The organism is Kosakonia pseudosacchari (genome assembly GCF_900184035.1).
Classification (GTDB): Bacteria; Pseudomonadota; Gammaproteobacteria; order Enterobacterales; family Enterobacteriaceae; genus Kosakonia; species Kosakonia pseudosacchari.
Genome location: NZ_FXWP01000009.1, coordinates 376,696 through 395,437, shown reverse-complemented (window position 1 = coordinate 395,437; position 18,742 = coordinate 376,696). Strand labels below are relative to the sequence as shown.

Annotated in this window: 18 protein-coding genes; 6 read left to right on the top strand and 12 right to left on the bottom strand. The window is 56.0% G+C overall.

Features of this window, described 5'->3' with window-relative positions:
• Positions 1-48 precede the first annotated feature (48 nt).
• From BN2591_RS03835 to BN2591_RS03825, 3 genes are all read left to right on the top strand, one after another.
• A complete protein-coding gene (locus BN2591_RS03835) occupies positions 49-573 on the top strand; it encodes a GNAT family N-acetyltransferase (RefSeq protein ID WP_086869172.1) in 525 nt (174 codons plus the stop codon).
• 116 nt (positions 574-689) lie between these two features.
• Positions 690-2,141, top strand: a complete 1,452-nt coding sequence (locus BN2591_RS03830) for a tagaturonate reductase (RefSeq protein WP_086869170.1) — start codon at positions 690-692, stop codon at positions 2,139-2,141.
• A 300-nt stretch (positions 2,142-2,441) separates the two neighbouring features.
• Positions 2,442-3,356: a bestrophin family protein gene (locus BN2591_RS03825; RefSeq protein WP_086869167.1), complete on the top strand. Its 915-nt coding sequence runs from the start codon at positions 2,442-2,444 to the stop codon at positions 3,354-3,356.
• Between the two features lie 165 nt (positions 3,357-3,521).
• On the opposite strand, the gene pdxR is transcribed toward BN2591_RS03825, so the two are convergent.
• On the bottom strand, positions 3,522-4,940 hold the full coding sequence (gene pdxR / locus BN2591_RS03820) for a MocR-like pyridoxine biosynthesis transcription factor PdxR (protein ID WP_086869164.1): 1,419 nt from the start codon (positions 4,938-4,940) through the stop codon (positions 3,522-3,524).
• 92 nt (positions 4,941-5,032) lie between these two features.
• On the opposite strand from pdxR, the gene BN2591_RS03815 reads away from it, so the two are divergent.
• A complete protein-coding gene (locus tag BN2591_RS03815; RefSeq protein WP_017456727.1) occupies positions 5,033-5,512 on the top strand; it encodes a carboxymuconolactone decarboxylase family protein in 480 nt (159 codons plus the stop codon).
• Here BN2591_RS03815 and BN2591_RS03810 read toward each other — a convergent pair whose 3' ends face one another.
• Entirely contained in the window at positions 5,513-6,403 is an 891-nt protein-coding gene (locus tag BN2591_RS03810; RefSeq protein ID WP_086869162.1) for a LysR family transcriptional regulator, read from the bottom strand.
• 99 nt (positions 6,404-6,502) lie between these two features.
• On the opposite strand from BN2591_RS03810, the gene BN2591_RS03805 reads away from it, so the two are divergent.
• Positions 6,503-7,918 carry an aldehyde dehydrogenase family protein gene (locus BN2591_RS03805; RefSeq protein WP_086869159.1) on the top strand — a complete coding sequence of 472 codons (1,416 nt, stop codon included), beginning with the start codon at positions 6,503-6,505 and terminating at the stop codon, positions 7,916-7,918.
• 44 nt (positions 7,919-7,962) lie between these two features.
• Here the strand turns inward: BN2591_RS03805 and BN2591_RS03800 are convergent, their stop codons facing one another.
• The 7 genes from BN2591_RS03800 to BN2591_RS03770 all read right to left on the bottom strand — a co-directional run bounded on the left by BN2591_RS03800 (position 7,963) and on the right by BN2591_RS03770 (position 16,643).
• The gene (locus BN2591_RS03800) at positions 7,963-9,528 is read right to left on the bottom strand and encodes a methyl-accepting chemotaxis protein (RefSeq protein ID WP_086869157.1); all 1,566 of its coding nucleotides are present in this window, start codon (positions 9,526-9,528) and stop codon (positions 7,963-7,965) included.
• Between the two features lie 257 nt (positions 9,529-9,785).
• Positions 9,786-11,024: an EAL and HDOD domain-containing protein gene (locus BN2591_RS03795; RefSeq protein ID WP_086869155.1), complete on the bottom strand. Its 1,239-nt coding sequence runs from the start codon at positions 11,022-11,024 to the stop codon at positions 9,786-9,788.
• Positions 11,025-11,230: 206 nt separating this feature from the next.
• Positions 11,231-11,743 (bottom strand): nitrogen fixation protein NifQ, encoded by a 513-nt coding sequence (locus tag BN2591_RS03790; RefSeq protein WP_086869153.1) that lies wholly within the window; start codon positions 11,741-11,743, stop codon positions 11,231-11,233.
• Positions 11,740-13,134: a nitrogenase cofactor biosynthesis protein NifB gene (gene nifB, locus BN2591_RS03785; protein WP_086869151.1), complete on the bottom strand. Its 1,395-nt coding sequence runs from the start codon at positions 13,132-13,134 to the stop codon at positions 11,740-11,742. Before nifB ends, BN2591_RS03790 begins: the two co-directional genes overlap by 4 nt.
• A 146-nt stretch (positions 13,135-13,280) precedes the next feature.
• Positions 13,281-14,855, bottom strand: coding sequence for a nif-specific transcriptional activator NifA (gene nifA / locus BN2591_RS03780; protein ID WP_086869149.1), 1,575 nt, complete (start codon positions 14,853-14,855; stop codon positions 13,281-13,283).
• Entirely contained in the window at positions 14,852-16,339 is a 1,488-nt protein-coding gene (nifL, locus tag BN2591_RS03775) for a nitrogen fixation negative regulator NifL (RefSeq protein WP_086869147.1), read from the bottom strand. Before nifL ends, nifA begins: the two co-directional genes overlap by 4 nt.
• 79 nt (positions 16,340-16,418) lie before the next feature.
• Positions 16,419-16,643, bottom strand: coding sequence for a hypothetical protein (locus tag BN2591_RS03770; RefSeq protein WP_086869145.1), 225 nt, complete (start codon positions 16,641-16,643; stop codon positions 16,419-16,421).
• Between the two features lie 50 nt (positions 16,644-16,693).
• Between BN2591_RS03770 and BN2591_RS03765 the strand changes: the two genes are divergently transcribed.
• Positions 16,694-17,224 (top strand): flavodoxin, encoded by a 531-nt coding sequence (locus BN2591_RS03765; RefSeq protein ID WP_086869142.1) that lies wholly within the window; start codon positions 16,694-16,696, stop codon positions 17,222-17,224.
• Between the two features lie 37 nt (positions 17,225-17,261).
• Here the strand turns inward: BN2591_RS03765 and nifM are convergent, their stop codons facing one another.
• The 3 genes from nifM to BN2591_RS03750 are packed head-to-tail and all read right to left on the bottom strand — an operon-like array spanning position 17,262 to position 18,741.
• Positions 17,262-18,047, bottom strand: coding sequence for a nitrogen fixation protein NifM (nifM, locus tag BN2591_RS03760; protein ID WP_086869140.1), 786 nt, complete (start codon positions 18,045-18,047; stop codon positions 17,262-17,264).
• Positions 18,044-18,487, bottom strand: a complete 444-nt coding sequence (locus tag BN2591_RS03755) for a nitrogen fixation protein NifZ (protein ID WP_086869138.1) — start codon at positions 18,485-18,487, stop codon at positions 18,044-18,046. Before BN2591_RS03755 ends, nifM begins: the two co-directional genes overlap by 4 nt.
• Positions 18,484-18,741 (bottom strand): nitrogenase-stabilizing/protective protein NifW, encoded by a 258-nt coding sequence (locus tag BN2591_RS03750; protein ID WP_086869136.1) that lies wholly within the window; start codon positions 18,739-18,741, stop codon positions 18,484-18,486. The genes BN2591_RS03755 and BN2591_RS03750 overlap by 4 nt, the downstream gene beginning before the upstream one ends.
• Between the last annotated feature and the right edge of the window lies 1 nt (position 18,742).

The window sequence follows — 18,742 nt, the reverse complement described above, 5'->3', positions numbered from 1 at the left end:
GTGTTAAAAAGTTGTAAGGCTGATAGTGGTTGTTTTTAAGGAACAAAAATGACCACTTATCATATCCATTCCCTTGCGGGCGACGCGCTCGCATCACATCTTCATTCCCTTTGTGACGTGCTGGAAAACTGCGTTTCCGGCGGCGCTTCCGTCAGTTTTATGCATCCGCTTTCTCGTGAGAAATCCCTGCAATTCTGGTCTGGTGTCGCCGCAAGTGCCGCGCGCGGGGAACGCATTGTGCTGGTAGCGCAAGATGAGGCTGGTGAGATTGTTGGCACGGTGCAGATGGTGCTGGAGCAACCTGAAAATCAGCCGCATCGTGCCGATGTGTCAAAGTTACTGGTGCATGAAAAAGCCCGCCGTCAGGGGCTGGCGCGCCGTCTGATGGATGCGCTGGAAAGTGAGGCGCTGGCGCACGGTAAAACCGTACTGGTACTGGATACCTCCACCGGCAGCGGAGCGGAACATTTTTATCTGCAATGCGGCTGGCAGCGGGTGGGTGAGATCCCGCGCTTTGCGCTGATGCCGGACGGAAATGTGACGGCGACGACAATTTTTTACAAGCTCTTATAATTCCCGCCAATAAGCGATCCCATTTTGATCAAAACAGGGTTTCATGGTCTAAAAGTCTGGTAAGTTATTACACCAATCTTCCCAGGTTGTATGACTAATCAAAAAAGGAACCCACTGTGAACACATTAAACCGTCGCAACTTTCCCGGCGCTGAATACCCTGAACGTATTATTCAGTTCGGCGAAGGGAATTTTTTGCGCGCTTTTGTCGACTGGCAAATCGATCTGCTGAATGAGCACACCGACCTGAACGCCGGTGTGGTCGTTGTTCGCCCGATTCAAAGTGATTTCCCGCCGTCCCTGAGCACTCAGGATGGCCTGTATACCACGATTATTCGCGGTCTGAACGAGCAGGGTGAAGCGGTGAGCGACGCGCGCTTGATCCGCTCGGTGAACCGTGAAATCAGCGTCTATTCCCAGTACGACGAGTTCCTGAAACTTGCTCATAATCCGGATATCCGCTTTGTTTTTTCAAACACCACTGAAGCGGGCATCAGCTACCACGCGGGCGATAAATTTGACGATGCTCCGGCCGTTAGCTACCCGGCAAAACTGACGCGCCTGCTGTTCGAACGTTTCACGCACTTCGCTGGCGCGGCGGATAAAGGCTGGGTGATTATTCCGTGTGAACTGATTGACTACAACGGCGACGCGCTGCGTGAGCTGGTGCTGCGTTATGCGCAGGAGTGGTCGCTGGGTGCCGAATTTACCCAGTGGCTGGATAACGCCAACACTTTCTGTTCCTCGCTGGTTGACCGGATCGTTACTGGTTACCCGCGTGATGAAGTGGCGAAACTGGAAGCGGAACTGGGCTACCAGGATTCGTTCCTTGATACCGCTGAGCATTTCTATCTGTTTGTCATTCAGGGGCCGAAATCGCTGGCGTCTGAGCTGCGTCTGGATAAATTCCCGCTTAACGTGCTGATTGTTGACGACATTAAACCGTACAAAGAGCGTAAAGTGGCGATCCTCAACGGCGCGCATACTGCGCTGGTGCCGGTGGCGTATCAGGCGGGCCTGGATACCGTGGGCGAGGCGATGAACGACAGTGAAATCTGCGCGTTTGTGGAAAAAGCGATTTACGAAGAGATTATTCCGGTGCTGGATCTGCCGCGCGATGAGCTGGAATCCTTCGCCAGTGCGGTGACCGGGCGTTTCCGTAACCCGTACATCAAGCACCAGTTGCTGTCGATTGCCCTGAACGGCATGACCAAATTCCGCACCCGTATTCTGCCGCAATTGTTGGCAGGGCAAAAAGCCCACGGCAAACTGCCTGCGCGCCTGACCTTCGCGCTGGCGGCATTGATTGCGTTTTATCGCGGTGAGCGTAACGGGCAGGCGTACCCGGTGCAGGATGACGCGCACTGGATCGAACGCTACCAGCAGCTGTGGAGCCAGCACGGCGATCGCCAGATCAGTACCAGCGAACTGGTAAAAGCGGTGCTCTCCGTAAGCGATCACTGGGAACAGGATCTGAGTAAAGTTGCGGGTCTGGTGGAGCAGGTTTCGCTGGATCTGGACGCTATTCTGCTGCGTGGCATGCGCGATGCGGTTAAACCGCTGTGCTAATCGCACAATATTAAGTGAATATCCAACCCGGCTCCGGCCGGGTTTTTCTTTTTTACCGAATTTACCGAATGGCTGGTGAGGAGCTCGTTGAGCGACAAGAAGAGTAACAACGCGGGAAAACGGTGCTTATCCTTCATTAGTTACAACATACTTTTAAATAGTTGTATAACAGGTTTCAGCAACTTCTGCGCCACCAGTCGTCGAACAGGGCGATTTTTTGTCACAATTTATTATCAAACTTGCAACCGTGATTGCGATCACGTTTAATACTGCCGCTCTCCCTTAGGCACACAATTCAAGATGATCGTTCGACCTCAACAACACTGGCTTCCTCGTCTTTTCGTCTGGCACGGTTCCGTACTGCCAAAAATCACGTCGCGTTTGCTGATGAATTTCCTGCTCTCCATCGCTGTGATCGGCGTGCTCCCGTGGTACACCTCGCTCGGTATCAAGCTAACCGTCGCACCGTTCAGCATTCTCGGTGTCGCTATCGCTATCTTTTTAGGTTTTCGTAACAATGCCTGTTTTGCCCGCTACAGCGAAGCAAGGGTGTTGTGGGGACAGTTGATGATCGCCTCGCGCTCTCTGTTGCGTGAAGTGAAAACCACGCTGCCAGAAGATGAGGGATTACGGCACTTTATCCAGTTGCAAATCGCCTTCGCGCACTCGCTGCGCATGACGTTGCGCCGCAAGCCGCAGGGGGAGGTGCTGGCGAAATACCTGGACCAAAACGCGCTGCATCACGTGTTGAATGCCCATTCTCCGGCCAACCGCATTTTGCTGTTAATGGGCGAATGGTTAGGTGAACGCCGGGCGAAGGGGGCGCTGTCGGATGTATTATTCAGCAGCATCAACCAGCGACTGCATGATATGTCCGCCGTGCTTTCTGGTTGTGAGCGCATTTTTACTACGCCGCTCCCGTTTGCCTATTCGCTGATCCTGCATCGCACCGTGTACCTGTTTTGCATCATGCTGCCGTTCGCGCTGGTGGTGGATTTGCACTTTATGACCCCGTTTATCTCGGTGCTGATTTCCTACACCTTTATCTCGCTGGATACGCTGGCCGAAGAGCTGGAAGACCCGTTTGGCGAAGAGGATAACGACCTGCCGCTGGACGCTATCAGCAACGCCATCGAGATTGATTTACTGCAAATGGTGGATGCTGATGAGCTTCCGCACAAAATGACACCAGGCAAAAATTATCAATTAACCTAAACTTTGCTCTGGAGAGTTATTAATCCTTACGATTTTTTCAGTCTGATAGCGAAACCCACAACAGAGAGGGACGTGCGATGGAAAAGTCCGACAGAACTATCTCATTAGCGTTGACCCTGCTGGTCAGCTTCTCGCTTATCGCCACGGCGTGGGATCTCTCCTTCGTCAGTAGCTTGCCATAACCTCTTTGGCCGCCAGCAGCGCCCGCGTTTCCTCAGCCGGGCGCTGCAATAGCGCCAGCGCTTCTTCCGCTGAGCGCACATTGGTATAACCGATAATCACGCCGTAGCGTTTGGCGGACGAGTTATACCAGCGAGAGAGCGGACTCACCTGCAACTGATGCTGCTGCCAGAGGTTCGCCAGCGCGATATCCTGCGTGCTGGTGCGTAAAAACGCCGTGATATGCATCCCGCCATCGCTCACTTCCACGGTAAACAGCCCAGGGTAAATATGCTCCAGCGCGTCCAGCACATATTTTCTGCGTTGCGAATAGAGCGTGCGCATCTTTTTTAAATGCTTATAGAAATGGCCTTCGCCTAGAAACGCCGCGAGGATTTTTTGCGTCAGCACCGGCTGGCCGCTTTCGGTAAGTTCCGCCGTTTCACGGAACGCGGCAAGCGTCGCGCGCGGCATCACAATGTAACTAATGCGCAGCGCAGGCATCACCGTCTTGCTGAAAGTGCCCATATAGATAACCCGATCATCACTATCAAGGCTTTTCAACGCCGGCAGCACTTTGCGGGTGTAGTGAAACTCACCGTCGTAATCATCTTCGATGATCCAGCTGTTATGCTGGCTGGCCCAGGCCAGTAGCTGTTGCTTGCGCGGCAGCGAAAGGGTCACCGCCAGCGGGCTATGATGTGACGGTGTCACAAAAATCAGCTGCGCATCACGGTGATATTGCTGCAGATAGTCGACATTCAGGCCCTGGCTGTCCACCGGGACAAAGTGCAGATTATTGGCAGCGCGTTTCAGCGCCTGGCTGCCAAAATAGTAACCGGGATCTTCAAACAGCACTTTATCGCGTGCGGTGGTAAGCGCATTGAGGATCAGCCGCAGGTTGTTGCTATACCCGCTGGTAATGAAAATCTGGTCCGCCGTGCAGGATAAGCCGCGCGACACATTCACATAATGGGCAATCGCTTCGCGCAGCGGCGTGTAACCCAGTAGCGGCGGGTTGGTCATTTCCATCGGCGACATCGAACGCACCGCTTTGCCGCACAACAGCAGCCACTTTTTGTAGGGGAAGGCATCCAGCGACGGAATGCCGGGGCGCAAAAAACCGGGGCGATCGCGCAGCACATCCGCAATGCCTGGTGGCGCGTCTGCTGCCTGCGGCGCAATGGGCGACGTGGGCGGTTCGCTCAGCACCAAATCCGGATTGACCCGCGTACCGCGCGCGCCCTGGCTTACCAGGTAGCCTTCACCGATCAGAATCGCCCACGCTGTTTCCACGGTTTTGCGCGCGACACCCAATTCGCTGGCCAGTACGCGCACCGAAGGCACCTTATCACCCGGTTTCAGCAACCCGCTGGCAATGCTGTGTCGATACTGCTCGTAAATGGCTTTATAACCCGGCTTCATGTCCTACCTCTATTTACGGTTTTTGCATCTTTTTACTATGGCATAAAGGCGTACTATAGCCGCTGTTGAATCCATAAACGAGGCTAAAGACGATGAGCAATCGCGTAAATCTGTTCCAGACTGTTCCGGCATTAATCAAAACCCTCGGCGATGCCAGCCAGGCGTCGCACGCCAGCAGTCTGGATATTGGCATTAAAAACCTGGTTGATATCCGCGCCTCGCAGCTTAATGGCTGCGCATTCTGCCTGGATATGCATGTGAAGCAGGCGAAACTGCACGGTGAGCGTGAACTGCGCATCTACCACGTCGCTATCTGGCGTGAATCGCCACTGTTTACCGCTAAAGAGAAAGCCGCGCTGGCGCTGTGTGAAGCGCTGACCAAACTCGACGCGCATGGCGTGCCTGATGAGCTGTACCGCGAAGCGCGGGAGCATTTCAGTGAAGTGGAGCTTTCCGAACTGGCGTTTTCCATTGCCATTATCAACAGCTGGAACCGCCTGATGGTGCTGTCGCAAACGTTGCCGGGCGCGCTGGATAAAGCCTACGGGCTCGATCGCGCACACCTTGAGTAATTAACGCGCCTCCCGGATAAAGGCAATAAATGCCTGTAACCCCACAGGGATGTGGCGGTGTCCGGGATAGTACAAACACAGCCCTTTAAAGGGCTGTGTCCACTCATCCAGCACGCTAACCAGCGTTCCGTTACGCAACTCTTCTTCAATGTAAAACCCCGGCAGAAAGCCCACGCCCAGGCCCGCGCGCACGGCGGCAATCGAAGTAAACAGATCGGTGGTCGACAGCCGCGCCGGAACGGCAACCGTCATGCGCTCGCCGTGGTGCGACAACTCCCAGCGGTAATTCCCGCCACTGGACATGCGCATGCAAATGCCCTGGTGCTGGCGTAAATCGTCCGGCGTTTGCGGCGTGCCGTGCGCGGCAAACCACTCAGGTGTTGCCACCACGCGCATACGGATATCCGGCGTGAGCGGCACGGCAATCATATCCTGTGGGATAGACTCCGCCAGGCGGATCCCGGCATCGTAACCGTCAGCCACAATGTCGATCATCTTCGCTTCAGAGGCGACTTCCATGCGCATCTGCGGGTAACGCGCCAGAAAACGCACCAGCAGATCATCCAAGAACAGTTGCCCGACGGCTTGCGGGACATTCAGGCGCAACGTGCCGGAAGGTTCATCCGCCACGCTGTGGATCTCTTCATGCGCGTGCTGGATTTCGCGCAGTGCCGGGCCAATACGCGCAACAAACCGCTGCCCGGCTTCGGTCAGCGCCACGCTGCGGGTGGTGCGGTGAAACAAGCGAATCGCCAGGCGGCTCTCCAGCCCGGCAATGGCGTTACTCACCGCCGTCGGCGACATTCCCAGCTCCTGTGCGGCGGCGCGAAAACTGCCCCGGCGCATCACCGCCATCACCACTTCCAGCTCAATCAAACCTGAACGATGCATAGATTATCCCGAATTTCGCAACAACCTTTGCAGCATAGCGTGGATTATCAGCGCGATAAAGGCGTGCCACACTGGCTTCACTGTGAAGAGGAGGTGGTTATGCAGGCAATTGAACAGATCTCAATCAATGGCGAATGGGTCACACCGCAAGGTACAGAACGTTTCGACCTGTTTAACCCGGCAACCGGAGACGTCATCGGCCAGGTGCGGCTCGCCAGTGAAGCCGACGCGCTTAACGCCATTGCGGCGGCAAAGGCGGCGTTTCCCGGCTGGTCGCAAACCAGCCGCGATGAGCGCATTGCCGCTCTGATACGGATGCGCGATGCGCTGGAAGCCTGCCAGCCCGCGCTGTTGCAGGCGATTGTCGAAGAGTATGGTGCACCGGCGTCGCGCGCTAACTGGATGGCGCGTTATCCGGTTTCAGTCATTGAAGAGGCGATCAACGCGCTGAAAGCGTTTGAGTTCGAATCTGTGGTGGGTCAGGCGCGTGTTGTGATGACACCGCTCGGTGTCGCCGGGTTGATCACGCCGTGGAACAGCGATGCCGGGTTTATCTGCGGCAAACTGGCGGCGGCGCTCGCTGCGGGCTGCACGGCGGTGGTGAAACCGAGCGAAATGAGTGCACTGCAAACCCACATCGTCACACAGGCTCTGCACGAGGCGCAGCTGCCGCCAGGCGTTTTCAATATTGTTACCGGACGCGGCGATGTGGTTGGTGAGGTGCTAAGTCGTCATCCGGACGTGGCGAAAATCTCGTTTACCGGCTCGACGGCAACGGGCAAAGCCATTTTGCGTAACGCGGCAGAGACCTTTAAACGCGTCACGCTGGAACTGGGCGGCAAGTCGCCGACCCTTATTCTGGAGGATGCCGATTTAGCCGACGCGGTGCCGCTGGCGATTCAGGCCGGGTTTATGAACAGCGGCCAGGCCTGTATCGCGGGAACGCGCATTCTGGTGCCTGCATCGCGCAAAACCGAGTGCGAAGCGGCGCTGGCGCAGGCGGTCGCGGCGGTGAAATCGGGCGATCCGCGCGATCCCGCCACGGAAGTCGGCCCGATGGTCAGCGAAAAACAGTGGCAACGCGTGCAGTCCTATATTCGTCTTGGTCAGCAGGAAGGTGCGCGCCTGTTAGCGGGTGGAGAAGGGCGCGCAGCCGGATGCGAGCGCGGCTGGTCGGTACGGCCGACCCTGTTTAGCGAGGTCAAAAACACCATGCGTATTGCGCGGGAGGAGATTTTTGGCCCGGTGTTATCGGTGATCGCTTATCGGGACGAGGCCGAGGCGATCGCTATTGCCAACGACACCGATTATGGTTTAAGCGCGCTGGTGTTGGGGGGCGATCCTGAACGCGCACGCCGTGTTGCCGGGCAAATCACCGCCGGGCGGGTGCTGGTCAATACGCTGGCGCACGAGGCTTCCGCGCCATTTGGCGGGTTTAAACATTCGGGAATCGGTCGTGAAATGGGGCGCTGGGGACTGGCGGCCTTTATGGAGCCGAAAAGCATCGTCATGTAGCAGGAAAACGCCGTGCCGCCCGCAGCGAGTGGCACGGCGTGCGATTACCGCGCCAGCTGGAAGAAGCGCACGGAGTCGCGCAGCATCTCGCTCTGTTCGGTCATCGACTGTGCGGCAACCGCCGCTTGTTCCACCAGCGTGGCGTTCTGCTGGGTCACCTGGTCCATCTGATCGATAGCGACGCTAATCTCTTTGATCCCCTGATGTTGCTCGGTAGAAGCGGCGGAAATCTCAGCCACAATATCCGTTACTTTGTTTACGGAGGTCACAATCTCTTCCATCGCGCGGCTGGCAGTATCGGCGTAGCGGGAACCGTCGGTTATTTTCTCTACGGTGCCTTCAATCAGCTGTTTGATCTCTTTCGCCGCTTCGGCACTTTTCTGCGCCAGGTTACGCACTTCACCGGCCACCACGGCAAAACCTTTACCCTGTTCACCGGCACGCGCAGCTTCAACGGCAGCGTTCAGCGCCAGGATATTGGTCTGGAAGGCGATGCCTTCAATCACCGAAATGATGTCGACAATTTTTTGCGAGCTATCAGAAATTTCATGCATGCGTTTCAACATGTCATGCACCTCTTTACCGCCTTTCACCGCCGTTTGTGATGTCTGACGCGCCAGGTCGCTCGCTTTGCGGGCGTTTTCCGCGTTACTCTTCACGTTTTCCGTAATTTGCTGCATGTTCGACGACGTTTGTACCAGAGAGGCCGCTTGTTCTTCGGTACGCTGTGACAAATCGTTGTTGCCTTCGGCAATTTCCCCTGCGGCGTGGGAAATCGATTCGCTGCCGTCAATAATACCGGTGATGATTTCCGCCAGTTTATTGTTCATTAAATGGATGGTCGCCAGCAGGCTTTCGCTGTCGCCATCGCGCAGCGCAACCTGGGTGCCCAGCTTACCGTCAGCGACCGCCTTCATAATCGACATTGCGTAGGCTGGTTCACCACCGAGCTGGCGTGAGAGATTACGCGAGATAAACAGCGCAATCACCCCAGTGGCAATCAGCGCCAGCAGCAGCAAGCCGCTCAGCAGATAGAGCGCCTGGCGGTAACCTGCCTGAGAATCCTCCCCGGCTTTATCACCAATCGCGACTTCCATATCCACCAGCGTCGCCAGATCTTTCATCAACTGGGTACGATATTTTGCGGATACCGCGCCGCTGATTTTGGCCGCTTCGGCAGCATCGCCGCGATTCATGGCGTCGATCACTTTGGCGTTAACGTCGACAAAGTTTTTAAAGTTATCCACCACAGTCGCGAACAGGGCGCGCATCTCTTGCGGCTCATTGGCCGAAATTTTTGCGTACTGCTGCTGAGCATTAAGGAACGTGGCCTGGTTTTGCAGCAGTTCGCCGCGATGTTGATCCAGCGACGCAGGCGTGGTGGAGGCAATATACTGCACCTGTTGCAGGCGCATTTCAGCTAAGACGCCTCGCATTTCAAGGGTATAGCGAACGCCTGGCATTCTGCTTTCGCGGAACTGATCAATATTTTTATTGGTGCTGTTAAGTTGATAAATAGAAACAACGCCCAGCAACAACATCATCACGATCAGGATGGAGAAGCCGATGAGCAATTTGGTTAATACGGTGGCCTGCGCTATTTTTTTCATAATCCACAACTATGTAAAGAAAGGTAATATTAATAACGGCAATATTTTAGGAAAGATTGATCTATTTATCTGATCTCAATCACATATTGTTATGATTTTTGTGCAATAGCACACATCGGATTTTTAATTTGAATTAAGGGAAGGCGGGTTGTTAAAAAAGTGGGTGAATAATACTTCAGTAAAGTGAAATATTGTTTCAAGCGGTATCTTTGTGCTGGGGTTTATTTTCTGCGCACTGTGTTCAGTGCGCAGAAAAATTAATGGGAAATAGTAATCGGCAGTTCATCTGCCCATTTTGCTGCCTGGTTCATCAGCTCTGAAATCGCCGAATTAGGTAAGCCAATTTCATGTGCCACATCGCTGGCTTCATCCCACATCCGCTGCTCGTACAGGCGCGCCAGCTGCACGTAGGGATAGAGTTCGCCGCTGTTGGCTTCAAGCGCTCTGGCCACCTCCGGCGAGACAGCGATTTGCGCCATCAGCTCCTCCAGCGGCAACCCAAGGATCACATCCAGCAGCGAGAAGAGGCCCACCATAAAGGCGTCGTTAGCGATGTTATTGGTCGAGGTACGCGCCGCCACCAGTTCGCAGAACTTGGCGCGGATCAGGCTCAGGTAATAGATTTCGGTGTTGGTGACATCCTCAAAGGAGGTCAGACAGGCGACCAGGACAAAGCGGCGCATTTCACCGATGCCAAGGTAGACCACGATATCGCGCAGGGATTGATTGCGAAAACCGCTAATGCCGCGCGTGTTATATAAAATGTTTTGCGCATAACGCATAATTTTAAAAGAGAGTGACACATCGCGTTTCAGCAAATCTTCTATTTTGTTTAAATTGGGTGATTCAACGTTAACTTCCTGCATCAGTTTCAGGGCAAACGCACGATTTTGCGCCAGTTTATTTCTCCGGGTGACGACAGGTTTGCTGAAAAAATAGCCCTGAAAAAGATGAAAACCCAATTTTTTAAAGGTCTCAAACTCTTCGTAAGTTTCCACTTTCTCAGCCAGAAAAACCGCATGGCGCAATAATTCCCGATTGGCGAGGATATAGTCGCTAATTTTTTCGCGCGGGCTTCGCCTTATGTCAAATTTAATCACATTGACATAGGGCATAAAGGCTTCCCACTGGTTTCCGGGTTCGAAATCATCCAGCGCAATGCGAAATCCCAGCGTGTGCATCCGTTTAACGGTTTCCAGCAGTTTGATATCCGGCTCGGCGTTTTCCAGAATTTCAATCACCACGCGGTTTATTGGCAGTGTTTCCGCGAGGCCTTCCACCAGCAGCTGGTAGGGAAAATTGACGTAAACCGTACTGTTGTCGCTCTTACGGCCCACCGGCGCACTGAGGAACTGCTCTTCGATTAACTGCGTGGTGGCCTGTTCCGCAGACATATCGGGGAAGCGGTTATCCATGCTGTTCCGAAAGAGGAGTTCGTAACCGACGGTGTTCAATTGCTTATCAAAAATCGCCTGTCTGGCCACAAAAGAATACATTCGCCACCTCGCACACCGTGTACTTTTGTATAAGTTTTCCAAATATATAAGCAACATTAACACCCTGGCTACCGGAACCGTGTGACTGCGGCATAATATTTGACTTTTATGGTGAAAGAATAGGACAGCAAAGCGGGACGTGTACAGGCGGCGCGGGTTTTGGCGCGGTGTTAAAGCCTGATTACCGCAACATCAGGCTGGTTACGTTACGAGGGTTCAAAACAGAGCGGGCGCTCGCAGCAGGCATCACAACTCGGTGAGCGGCAAACCACTTCACCTTCGCTATGCAGACAACGCTGGCGGTAGAAAAACTTTTTCCAGCGCATATTGTTGCTGTTCATCTCAACAAGCGGGGCGAAGCAATCGCTCATCAGCTCTCGTAGCTCCGCGCGCGAGCTGAGCCCCAGATCCTGCCACAGGTGATTAAAAGCCAGTGAGACACTGGCAATAATGTGCTGCATCGGTGCGGCATCGGCCGACATATGGCACGCCAGCCACTGTGCCAGTTCCGCGCGCTCTGCACTGCGCGTGGCGTTAAGTTCGCTCATCAGCTTTTGCCGCAGACGGCAGTCCGCAGGCATTTCTGGCGCAGGCGGGGCGAAACGCGCCTGCAAGTTTTCCCAGTCGCTCACGCTTAAGCCCATTCTTTCCGGGTAGCAACCTTCACCGTGCAGGTAAAGCCATAACAAGCGCCGTAACCAGTCATCAACGGGCATCATGCCACCCCCTTGTTTTGCCCCTTTGTCGGCACCGTTTGCCACCAGCGTAACAGCGAGGAAGCGACCGGTTGCCAGGCATCATCGACGCAGGGCTGAATACCGCGCGATTGCAATTTTTGCCACGGTTCGTAGCCGATACGGGCGCAGAAAACCGCTTTCACATCGGCCAGCAAGTCGAGCACGGCGTCCATTCGCGCATCGCTTTCCTGCGGCTCACAACTCTCCGTACCCTGGCAATATTTCGGTGTGAATCGCTCGTTGACCAACACCGCGCCCGCAGCCGATAAACTGTAAATACGAAAGCGATCCGCATGGCCAAAATGGCAGTCGATCAGCTCGCCATGCGTCGACGCCACCGCCACCAGACAGGCTTCCGCGTCATCGGATTCGCCTTTAGTGACGAGACTGGCGTGAAGCTGCGCGCGGCGAAACAGCGTCGGCAACCACGGCTGCGGGGCGGATTCTACGGGTACCAGGGCAAATTGCTGGCTGCGATCTTCGCCGAGCATGCCAATCGCATCCGCGCGGCACTGTTGGCAGTGCGTCATTTGCGGCATCACTTCGCCACAGCTTTCGCGCACGCGCGCGACCATCTCTGCATCGGGTTCCGCCTGGCCGTTAAGACCAAAAACCGTGCCGTGCTCCGGGCGGGCTATCAGCGGCATAATGTTATGAATAAACGCGCCAGCCCCGCGCAGTTCGCGGCTGACATCGGCCAGCGCGAAATCGTTAATGCCGGGGATCAGCACCGAGTTGATTTTCACCAGCACGCCTTGTGCCGTCAGGCGACGAACGCCCTCCAGTTGGCGGGCTATTAATATTTCACCCGCTTCGCGTCCGCAGTACCGTTCACCTTCCAGCCACAGCCAGGCGTAGATCCGCGCGGCAATCTCCGCATCGAGCGTATTGATGGTCACCGTGACGTGATCGACACCGAGGCTGACCAGCCGATCAACGGCGTCAGGCAGCATCAATCCGTTGGTGGAGAGGCACAATTTCATATCCGGCAGTTGTTCACGCACCATCTCAAGCGTGGTGAAAGTGCGTGCGATATTCGCCAGCGGATCGCCAGGCCCGGCGATGCCCACCACCGAAAGTTGCGGGATAGCCGTCGCAACCTGCCGTACTTTCGCCACCGCCTGTTCGGGGGTTAACAGCGAAGAGGAGACGCCAGGCCGGGATTCGTTGCTGCAATCGAATTTGCGATTGCAGTAGTTACATTGCAGGTTACAGGCGGGCGCTACCGGTAAATGCATACGCGCAAAACGGTGATGACCGCTTTTTGAGTAGCACGGGTGCAGCGCCACTTTACCGGCGATGGCAGCAGAAAGCGGCTCAGACGGCGTTGACTGACACCGTGAACCGCCTGCGGTGGATGAACAGGACATCATGGAAAGTACCTCCGTTTACGGAATTATCCCTGGTGGTTGCAAATCCTGTTCCTAATCCAACGCATTGAAAAACAGTGGTATTTATTTTGAGAGGTTGTCGGTTTTGTGGCATTTGGCTGACAATGTACCGAATGCCACAACCGCCGTTATAGCCTTGGCAGGGTGATATCCATGGTCTGAATACGATAAGCGACCTGGCGCGGCGTCATCCCCAGCAAGCGGGCGGCTTTGGCTTGTACCCATCCCGCTTTTTCCAGCGCGGCAATCAGCCGCTGGCGCTCGTCAAGGGTGTTATCGAGCCAGTTATCGTCGTGCGTGACGCTGATAACCGGCGGTTTGGCTGGCTGGTCGCGATGATTAAATAAAATCACGTCCCGATCGATCAGACCGTTTTCCGACATCACCGCAGAGCGCTCAAGGCAGTTTTCCAGTTCGCGCACATTGCCGGGCCAGCTGTAGCTCATCAGCAGGCGGATAGCGCCCTCGCTAATGCGCAGCGTGCGGTTCTGGTTGTGGGCGATTTTACGCACCAGAAAATGTGCCAGTTCGGCGATGTCTTCCTGGCGTTCGCGCAGCGGCGGCAGGGCGATGGGCATCACATTCAGGCGGTAATAGAGATCTTCGCGAAAGTGTCCCAGGCGTACTTCATCTTCAAGGTTGCGGTTCGTCGCGGCAATGATGCGCACATTCACTTGCAATGTCTCGTCACCGCCGACGCGTTCCATTTCGCCCTCCTGCAAAATACGCAGCAGCTTAGCCTGAAACGAGGCGCTGCTTTCCCCAATTTCGTCAAGAAACAGCGTGCCGCCATCGGCCAGCTCAAAACGGCCTTTACGCTGGCGTACCGCGCCGGTAAAGGCGCCTTTTTCATGACCAAATAATTCGCTTTCAAGCAATGTGTCCGGCAGCGCCGCACAGTTGAATTTCACAAATGGCGCACCGGCGCGCGGCGAATTGTGGTGGATGGCGTTGGCAATCAGTTCCTTGCCGGTGCCGCTCTCGCCGCGCACCAGAACGGTGGTATCCCAGCGCGAAACCTGACGGATAATCTCCATGGTCTGGCGCATCGCCGGGCTGTTGCCGACCATATTTTCGAAGCCGAACGCGCGTGAAGCACTGCACGATTTCGGGCTGGCGGTTGGCGTGATGGCAGCGCGTGGGGAAGGGCGTGCAGCCGGCGGTGTCATCAAACGCACGGTCTGCGCCACCAGATTCGCGACCGTTTCCAGAAAGCGGGTGCAGGCGGGTAACCGCTCTTCGTAACGCGCCATCGGTTGCGCCGTCAGCACGCCAAAAGTCTGCGCATCCGGCCCTATCAGCGGCACGGCGATAAACGGCAGGTTGTAATCATACAGTCCCAGGCGGTCAAGAAAGCGCTGATCGTCAGCCACTCGCGCCAGCACTAACGATTGCCCCTGCGAAAGCACCGTCCCGACCAGCCCTTCGCCCGGACGGTAGCGGATTTGCGAGCTGCCAGGGATCAACTGCTGATCGGCTTCCTGCAACGCTTCAATAGTCAAAATCGCCTGCTGGCTGTCGTACAGACAGATCATGCCGTGCTGCAAAAAGGCGTCATTGTGCAATACGCACAGCACCTGCTGGAGTGTCTGTTCAACCTCGGTCGCCCGGCTAAGAACCACGCTTATCCGCTGCATCGCGGTGAACTGCTGGGATAAATCGAAGCGCCAGACGGTATTACCCGACTCGGTTCGCTGGGTCATTTTGAACCTCCGGTCAGTGAATGAAATAGCGGGAATCGTAGGGTCAGGCAGCTTCCCCCTTCGGGGCGTGAAGTGAGTTCTATCGCGCCGTTGTGATGCGCTACCAGCGTCTGGATCAGCCGCAACTCCATACCTTTTCCCGGTGCGTTAAGCGCATCCGGCGAATGGGTATGGCGCAGCGGAATCAACGGCACATTGTCAGTGATATACAACGAGAGCCAGCCCGCTTCTTCCCGGGCGTAAATCTGCGTTTGGGCGGTGAAATCACGCAGCCCGGCGGCAATATCCAGCGTGCGATCGAGCCACAGACTCAGGCAGGCCAGCAGTTGGGTTCGCTGACCAAATCCCACCAGATGCGTCGAATCCAGCGTGACCTGCAAATTTTTACCCTGCTCGTAGCGGGTGTGATAAAGCGCGCGCAAGTCGTCAAAAAAGGGTTGCAGCGGCCAGACGGCGGCACTTTCCAGCTCCAGCGACGGGCGGCACCGTTTCAGGCGCGCCATCGCTTCTTCACCTTCGCGCCACGCGGCGTCCAGCGCTACGTTGCTGTTATCACTGCCGTTTAAACGCCGCGCCGCCGCCAGCATATTGATGGGGCAGTTAAGCTGGATCAGTGCGGCGTCAAGCGCTTCGCGGATCGCCGCCAGCAGTTTGCCGCTGGTCATCTGCTGTTTAAGGCGGTCAAGCCGTCCTTGCTCTTGCTGCTGGCGCTGCTGGGTGTCGTCGGTGATGACTACCAGCGTGCGCGTCAAGGTATTATCAATAAAGTAGCGACTGGCTTCTTCGCTGACGCCTGGCAGCGCCCAGCAGGTGACCGACAACCAGCGCACCGCGCCGCGCAGCACCACCGGTAAGACCTGGCCGTTTGCCAGCTCCGCTTTACGGGCTGAAAAATGGAGTTCGCTCAGTAGCTCTTTTCCGCCGCAATCAGCACAGAAGGTTTTATAGGCGAGGTTATCCATAACCACACGATCGCGTTCATCGACCACGACCACCGCCGCCGGAATGTTATTCAGCACCGCTTCGGTCAGCGCCATGTGATTACGCAACCGCTGCTCCAGCGCATAACCGGTGCTGATATCGCGCTGCATGGCCAGGTAGTGTTCCAGTTCGCCAAACGGGTTAATCACCGGGGTGATATCGATCTCAACCAGAAAAAGGCTGCCGTCACGGTGGCGGTTGATCAATTGCCCGCGCCATGGTCGACGTTGTAACAGGGTGTGCCACATATCCTGGTAGATTTCCCGTGGGGTCTGCTGACTGGCAAGCAGGCGGGGATTTTGCTGCAACAACTCCTCAAGCTCATAGCCGGTCTGGCGGCAGAATGCCGGGTTGGCATAGACAATACGTGCGTCGGCATCGGTCAGTGAAATAGCGACGGGGGCTTCTTCAACGATGGTAAAAAACAGCCCGGGATGTTGTTGCGAAAGCGCACCGGCGATGGCCTCGGGCGCGCTGGCATCCATCATCATATTCAGGGTCATCGCACACTCCTGCGGTCGGTTAGTCGTGTCGTAGTTCTGACAATTTGTGCCACCTGGCGACGTTCGCCCGGACACCATGTCAGGCACTTATAACCATGCAAAGAGTGCACCTTTTGGTCGATAACCCGACAAAACCTTGATCCAGATCGGTATTCAGCGCCTTATCAGCGTCAAAGCCGCGCCAGACGGGCATCAGCGAGGTGAAATGCCGCGAAAAAAAGCGCCAGGCTGGTGCATTAATACCCATTCTGGTGCAGCTTTTGCCCGTGAGCAAAACTGGCACACTCTTCGCAATATCTGACATGTTCACCGCATTTTCCCCGCGGGATCTCTTTTTCAACAGGAGCGTGTGTTATGGCAAATATTGGTATTTTTTTCGGCACCGACACCGGCAAGACCCGCAAAATCGCCAAACAGATCCACCAAAAACTGGGCGAGCTGGCGGATGCGCCGGTCAATATCAACCGGACCGATGTCGACACTTTTCTCTCTTATCCGGTGCTGGTATTAGGCACCCCGACGCTGGGCGACGGGCAACTGCCGGGGCTGGCTGCCGGTTGCGAGGATGAGTCCTGGAGTGAGTTTGTCACCCAACTGCCGGGCGATAGCCTGCGTGGTAAAACGGTGGCGCTGTTTGGTCTGGGCGATCAGGTGGGTTACCCGGATAATTTCGCCAGCGGTCTGCGCCCGCTCTACGACACGCTGAAAAGCTGCGGGGCGCAAATGGTCGGTCACTGGCCCAATGAGGGGTATACCTTTGGTTCATCGTCCGCGCTTGAGGCGGAGAACTTTATTGGCCTGGTACTGGATCAGGATAACCAGTACGACCTGACCGATGAACGCATCGAGGCGTGGCTGGAGACGCTGAAACCGCTGATCCTCTAATGCCTGAAGCCCGGCCGAGCAACGATCACCGGGCTTTTCAGCGTGCCTGTAATAACGACGCAAGCCACTGGCGTTGCCACTGCTGTTGCGACTGACGGCGCAAATACTCCCGCGCTTTCGCCAGCGCGTCTGCCTTCGCCATCAGTGCCGGTTGGCGGATCTGTTCACACCACAACAAATGCCAGCCCAGCGCCGTTTCGACAGGCTGGCTGACCTCGTCCGTTTGCAGCGCAAACAGCGCGTTTTCCAGTTCAGCAAACAGCAGACCACGACTTACCCAGCCCAGACGCCCACCTTCCAGCGCGCTGGGGCAGTGCGAATGGCGCGTTGCCAGCCGGGAAAACGCAGCGCGATTGTCATAGATTTGCTGATAAAAACGGGTGATCTGGTTTCTTATCCCGACGCTATTTTGCTCTGCGGTCAGCAGCAGGTGCGAGGTTAAGCGTTGTTCCGGGCGCATAAATTGTGCCTGATGTTGCTGATACCAGCGCAGCACGCTCGCGTCGTCCGGGACGGGGGCTTTGCTGGCAACCTCGGCAAACTGCGTTTCCAGACGGGCGTGATGCGCAATCACCGCATGGCGTTCGGCAGGGGAAAACGGGCTTTCATCAAGCTGTGCGGCCAGCGATGTGGCCACGGCATGATGCAGATCGTCAGGAATGGTTGCGTCGCGCGTCATCGCCACAACCGCCAGTTCAAGCTGGCGCTGGCGCGCCCAGGCGCGATCAAATGCTGGTTGTTGTGCTGCCGGGATGTTTTCCGGTTCGCAGTGCCAGCGGGTCAGCGCCAGGCGTCGGCGGGCGAAACGTTCCCACGGCATCATTGTGGCGTCTCCAGCAAGATCATGGCGCTGGCAGAAACCTGAAACCAGCGACCGGAAAAAGTGACAGTGTAACTATCTGCATCCTCTCCCTGGCCCGTGGCGGTGATCTGCCCTTGTTCTCCGGCGGCTACAACGATGTCATCGCCGATAGCCAGCGCGTGGCGGCAGGCGACGGTATCACCGTACTGGAACTGCCCGGCGTGCCAGGGCGCGGAAAGCGGGAGCAGTTCCTGTTCACGGCAGCCAACAATCAAACCGCTGTCGGGAAAATGGATGTGATAGATAACTTTTTCCATCAGGAAAATGCCGCATTCACGGACAAAACCCGTGCTCCCGCGGCGCACCAGCACATCGCCGCGCCGGTAACCTGGCATGGTGCCATCGTTGCGGATAGTGCGACTCACGCGGACTTCTTCGCCGAACGCATACTGTCGTTTCATGATGTCTGCTCCGTTGCACAGTGCGCGTAGCTTTCCGCCAGCAGCCTGCGCGCCAGTAACCAGGGCTCGCGGGGCGTGGTTTCGAGCAGATTACGCAGCGGCACATTACTGCGCAGGCGCTGGTGAAATTCGCGCAGTACCGGCAGGCAGCAACGGCGCAGCGTCTGCGGTTCATAAGGCACGGAGAAAAAGGTAAAAAAGGACTCGGCGCTGTCGAGTTCAGCCACGCCGGGGATCTGATAAAACCACTCCATT

What these genes read in the sequence shown, in the direction of transcription:
- BN2591_RS03835 (WP_086869172.1), top strand. Translation starts at nt 49, where the DNA reads ATGACCACTTATCATATCCATTCCCTTGCGGGCGACGCGCTCGCATCA.
- BN2591_RS03825 (WP_086869167.1), top strand. Translation starts at nt 2,442, where the DNA reads ATGATCGTTCGACCTCAACAACACTGGCTTCCTCGTCTTTTCGTCTGG.
- pdxR (WP_086869164.1), bottom strand. Translation starts at nt 4,940, where the DNA reads ATGAAGCCGGGTTATAAAGCCATTTACGAGCAGTATCGACACAGCATT.
- BN2591_RS03815 (WP_017456727.1), top strand. Translation starts at nt 5,033, where the DNA reads ATGAGCAATCGCGTAAATCTGTTCCAGACTGTTCCGGCATTAATCAAA.
- BN2591_RS03810 (WP_086869162.1), bottom strand. Translation starts at nt 6,403, where the DNA reads ATGCATCGTTCAGGTTTGATTGAGCTGGAAGTGGTGATGGCGGTGATG.
- BN2591_RS03805 (WP_086869159.1), top strand. Translation starts at nt 6,503, where the DNA reads ATGCAGGCAATTGAACAGATCTCAATCAATGGCGAATGGGTCACACCG.
- BN2591_RS03800 (WP_086869157.1), bottom strand. Translation starts at nt 9,528, where the DNA reads ATGAAAAAAATAGCGCAGGCCACCGTATTAACCAAATTGCTCATCGGC.
- BN2591_RS03795 (WP_086869155.1), bottom strand. Translation starts at nt 11,024, where the DNA reads ATGTATTCTTTTGTGGCCAGACAGGCGATTTTTGATAAGCAATTGAAC.
- BN2591_RS03790 (WP_086869153.1), bottom strand. Translation starts at nt 11,743, where the DNA reads ATGATGCCCGTTGATGACTGGTTACGGCGCTTGTTATGGCTTTACCTG.
- nifB (WP_086869151.1), bottom strand. Translation starts at nt 13,134, where the DNA reads ATGATGTCCTGTTCATCCACCGCAGGCGGTTCACGGTGTCAGTCAACG.
- nifA (WP_086869149.1), bottom strand. Translation starts at nt 14,855, where the DNA reads ATGACCCAGCGAACCGAGTCGGGTAATACCGTCTGGCGCTTCGATTTA.
- nifL (WP_086869147.1), bottom strand. Translation starts at nt 16,339, where the DNA reads ATGACCCTGAATATGATGATGGATGCCAGCGCGCCCGAGGCCATCGCC.
- BN2591_RS03770 (WP_086869145.1), bottom strand. Translation starts at nt 16,643, where the DNA reads ATGTCAGATATTGCGAAGAGTGTGCCAGTTTTGCTCACGGGCAAAAGC.
- BN2591_RS03765 (WP_086869142.1), top strand. Translation starts at nt 16,694, where the DNA reads ATGGCAAATATTGGTATTTTTTTCGGCACCGACACCGGCAAGACCCGC.
- nifM (WP_086869140.1), bottom strand. Translation starts at nt 18,047, where the DNA reads ATGATGCCGTGGGAACGTTTCGCCCGCCGACGCCTGGCGCTGACCCGC.
- BN2591_RS03755 (WP_086869138.1), bottom strand. Translation starts at nt 18,487, where the DNA reads ATGAAACGACAGTATGCGTTCGGCGAAGAAGTCCGCGTGAGTCGCACT.
- BN2591_RS03750 (WP_086869136.1), bottom strand. Translation starts at nt 18,741, where the DNA reads ATGGAGTGGTTTTATCAGATCCCCGGCGTGGCTGAACTCGACAGCGCC.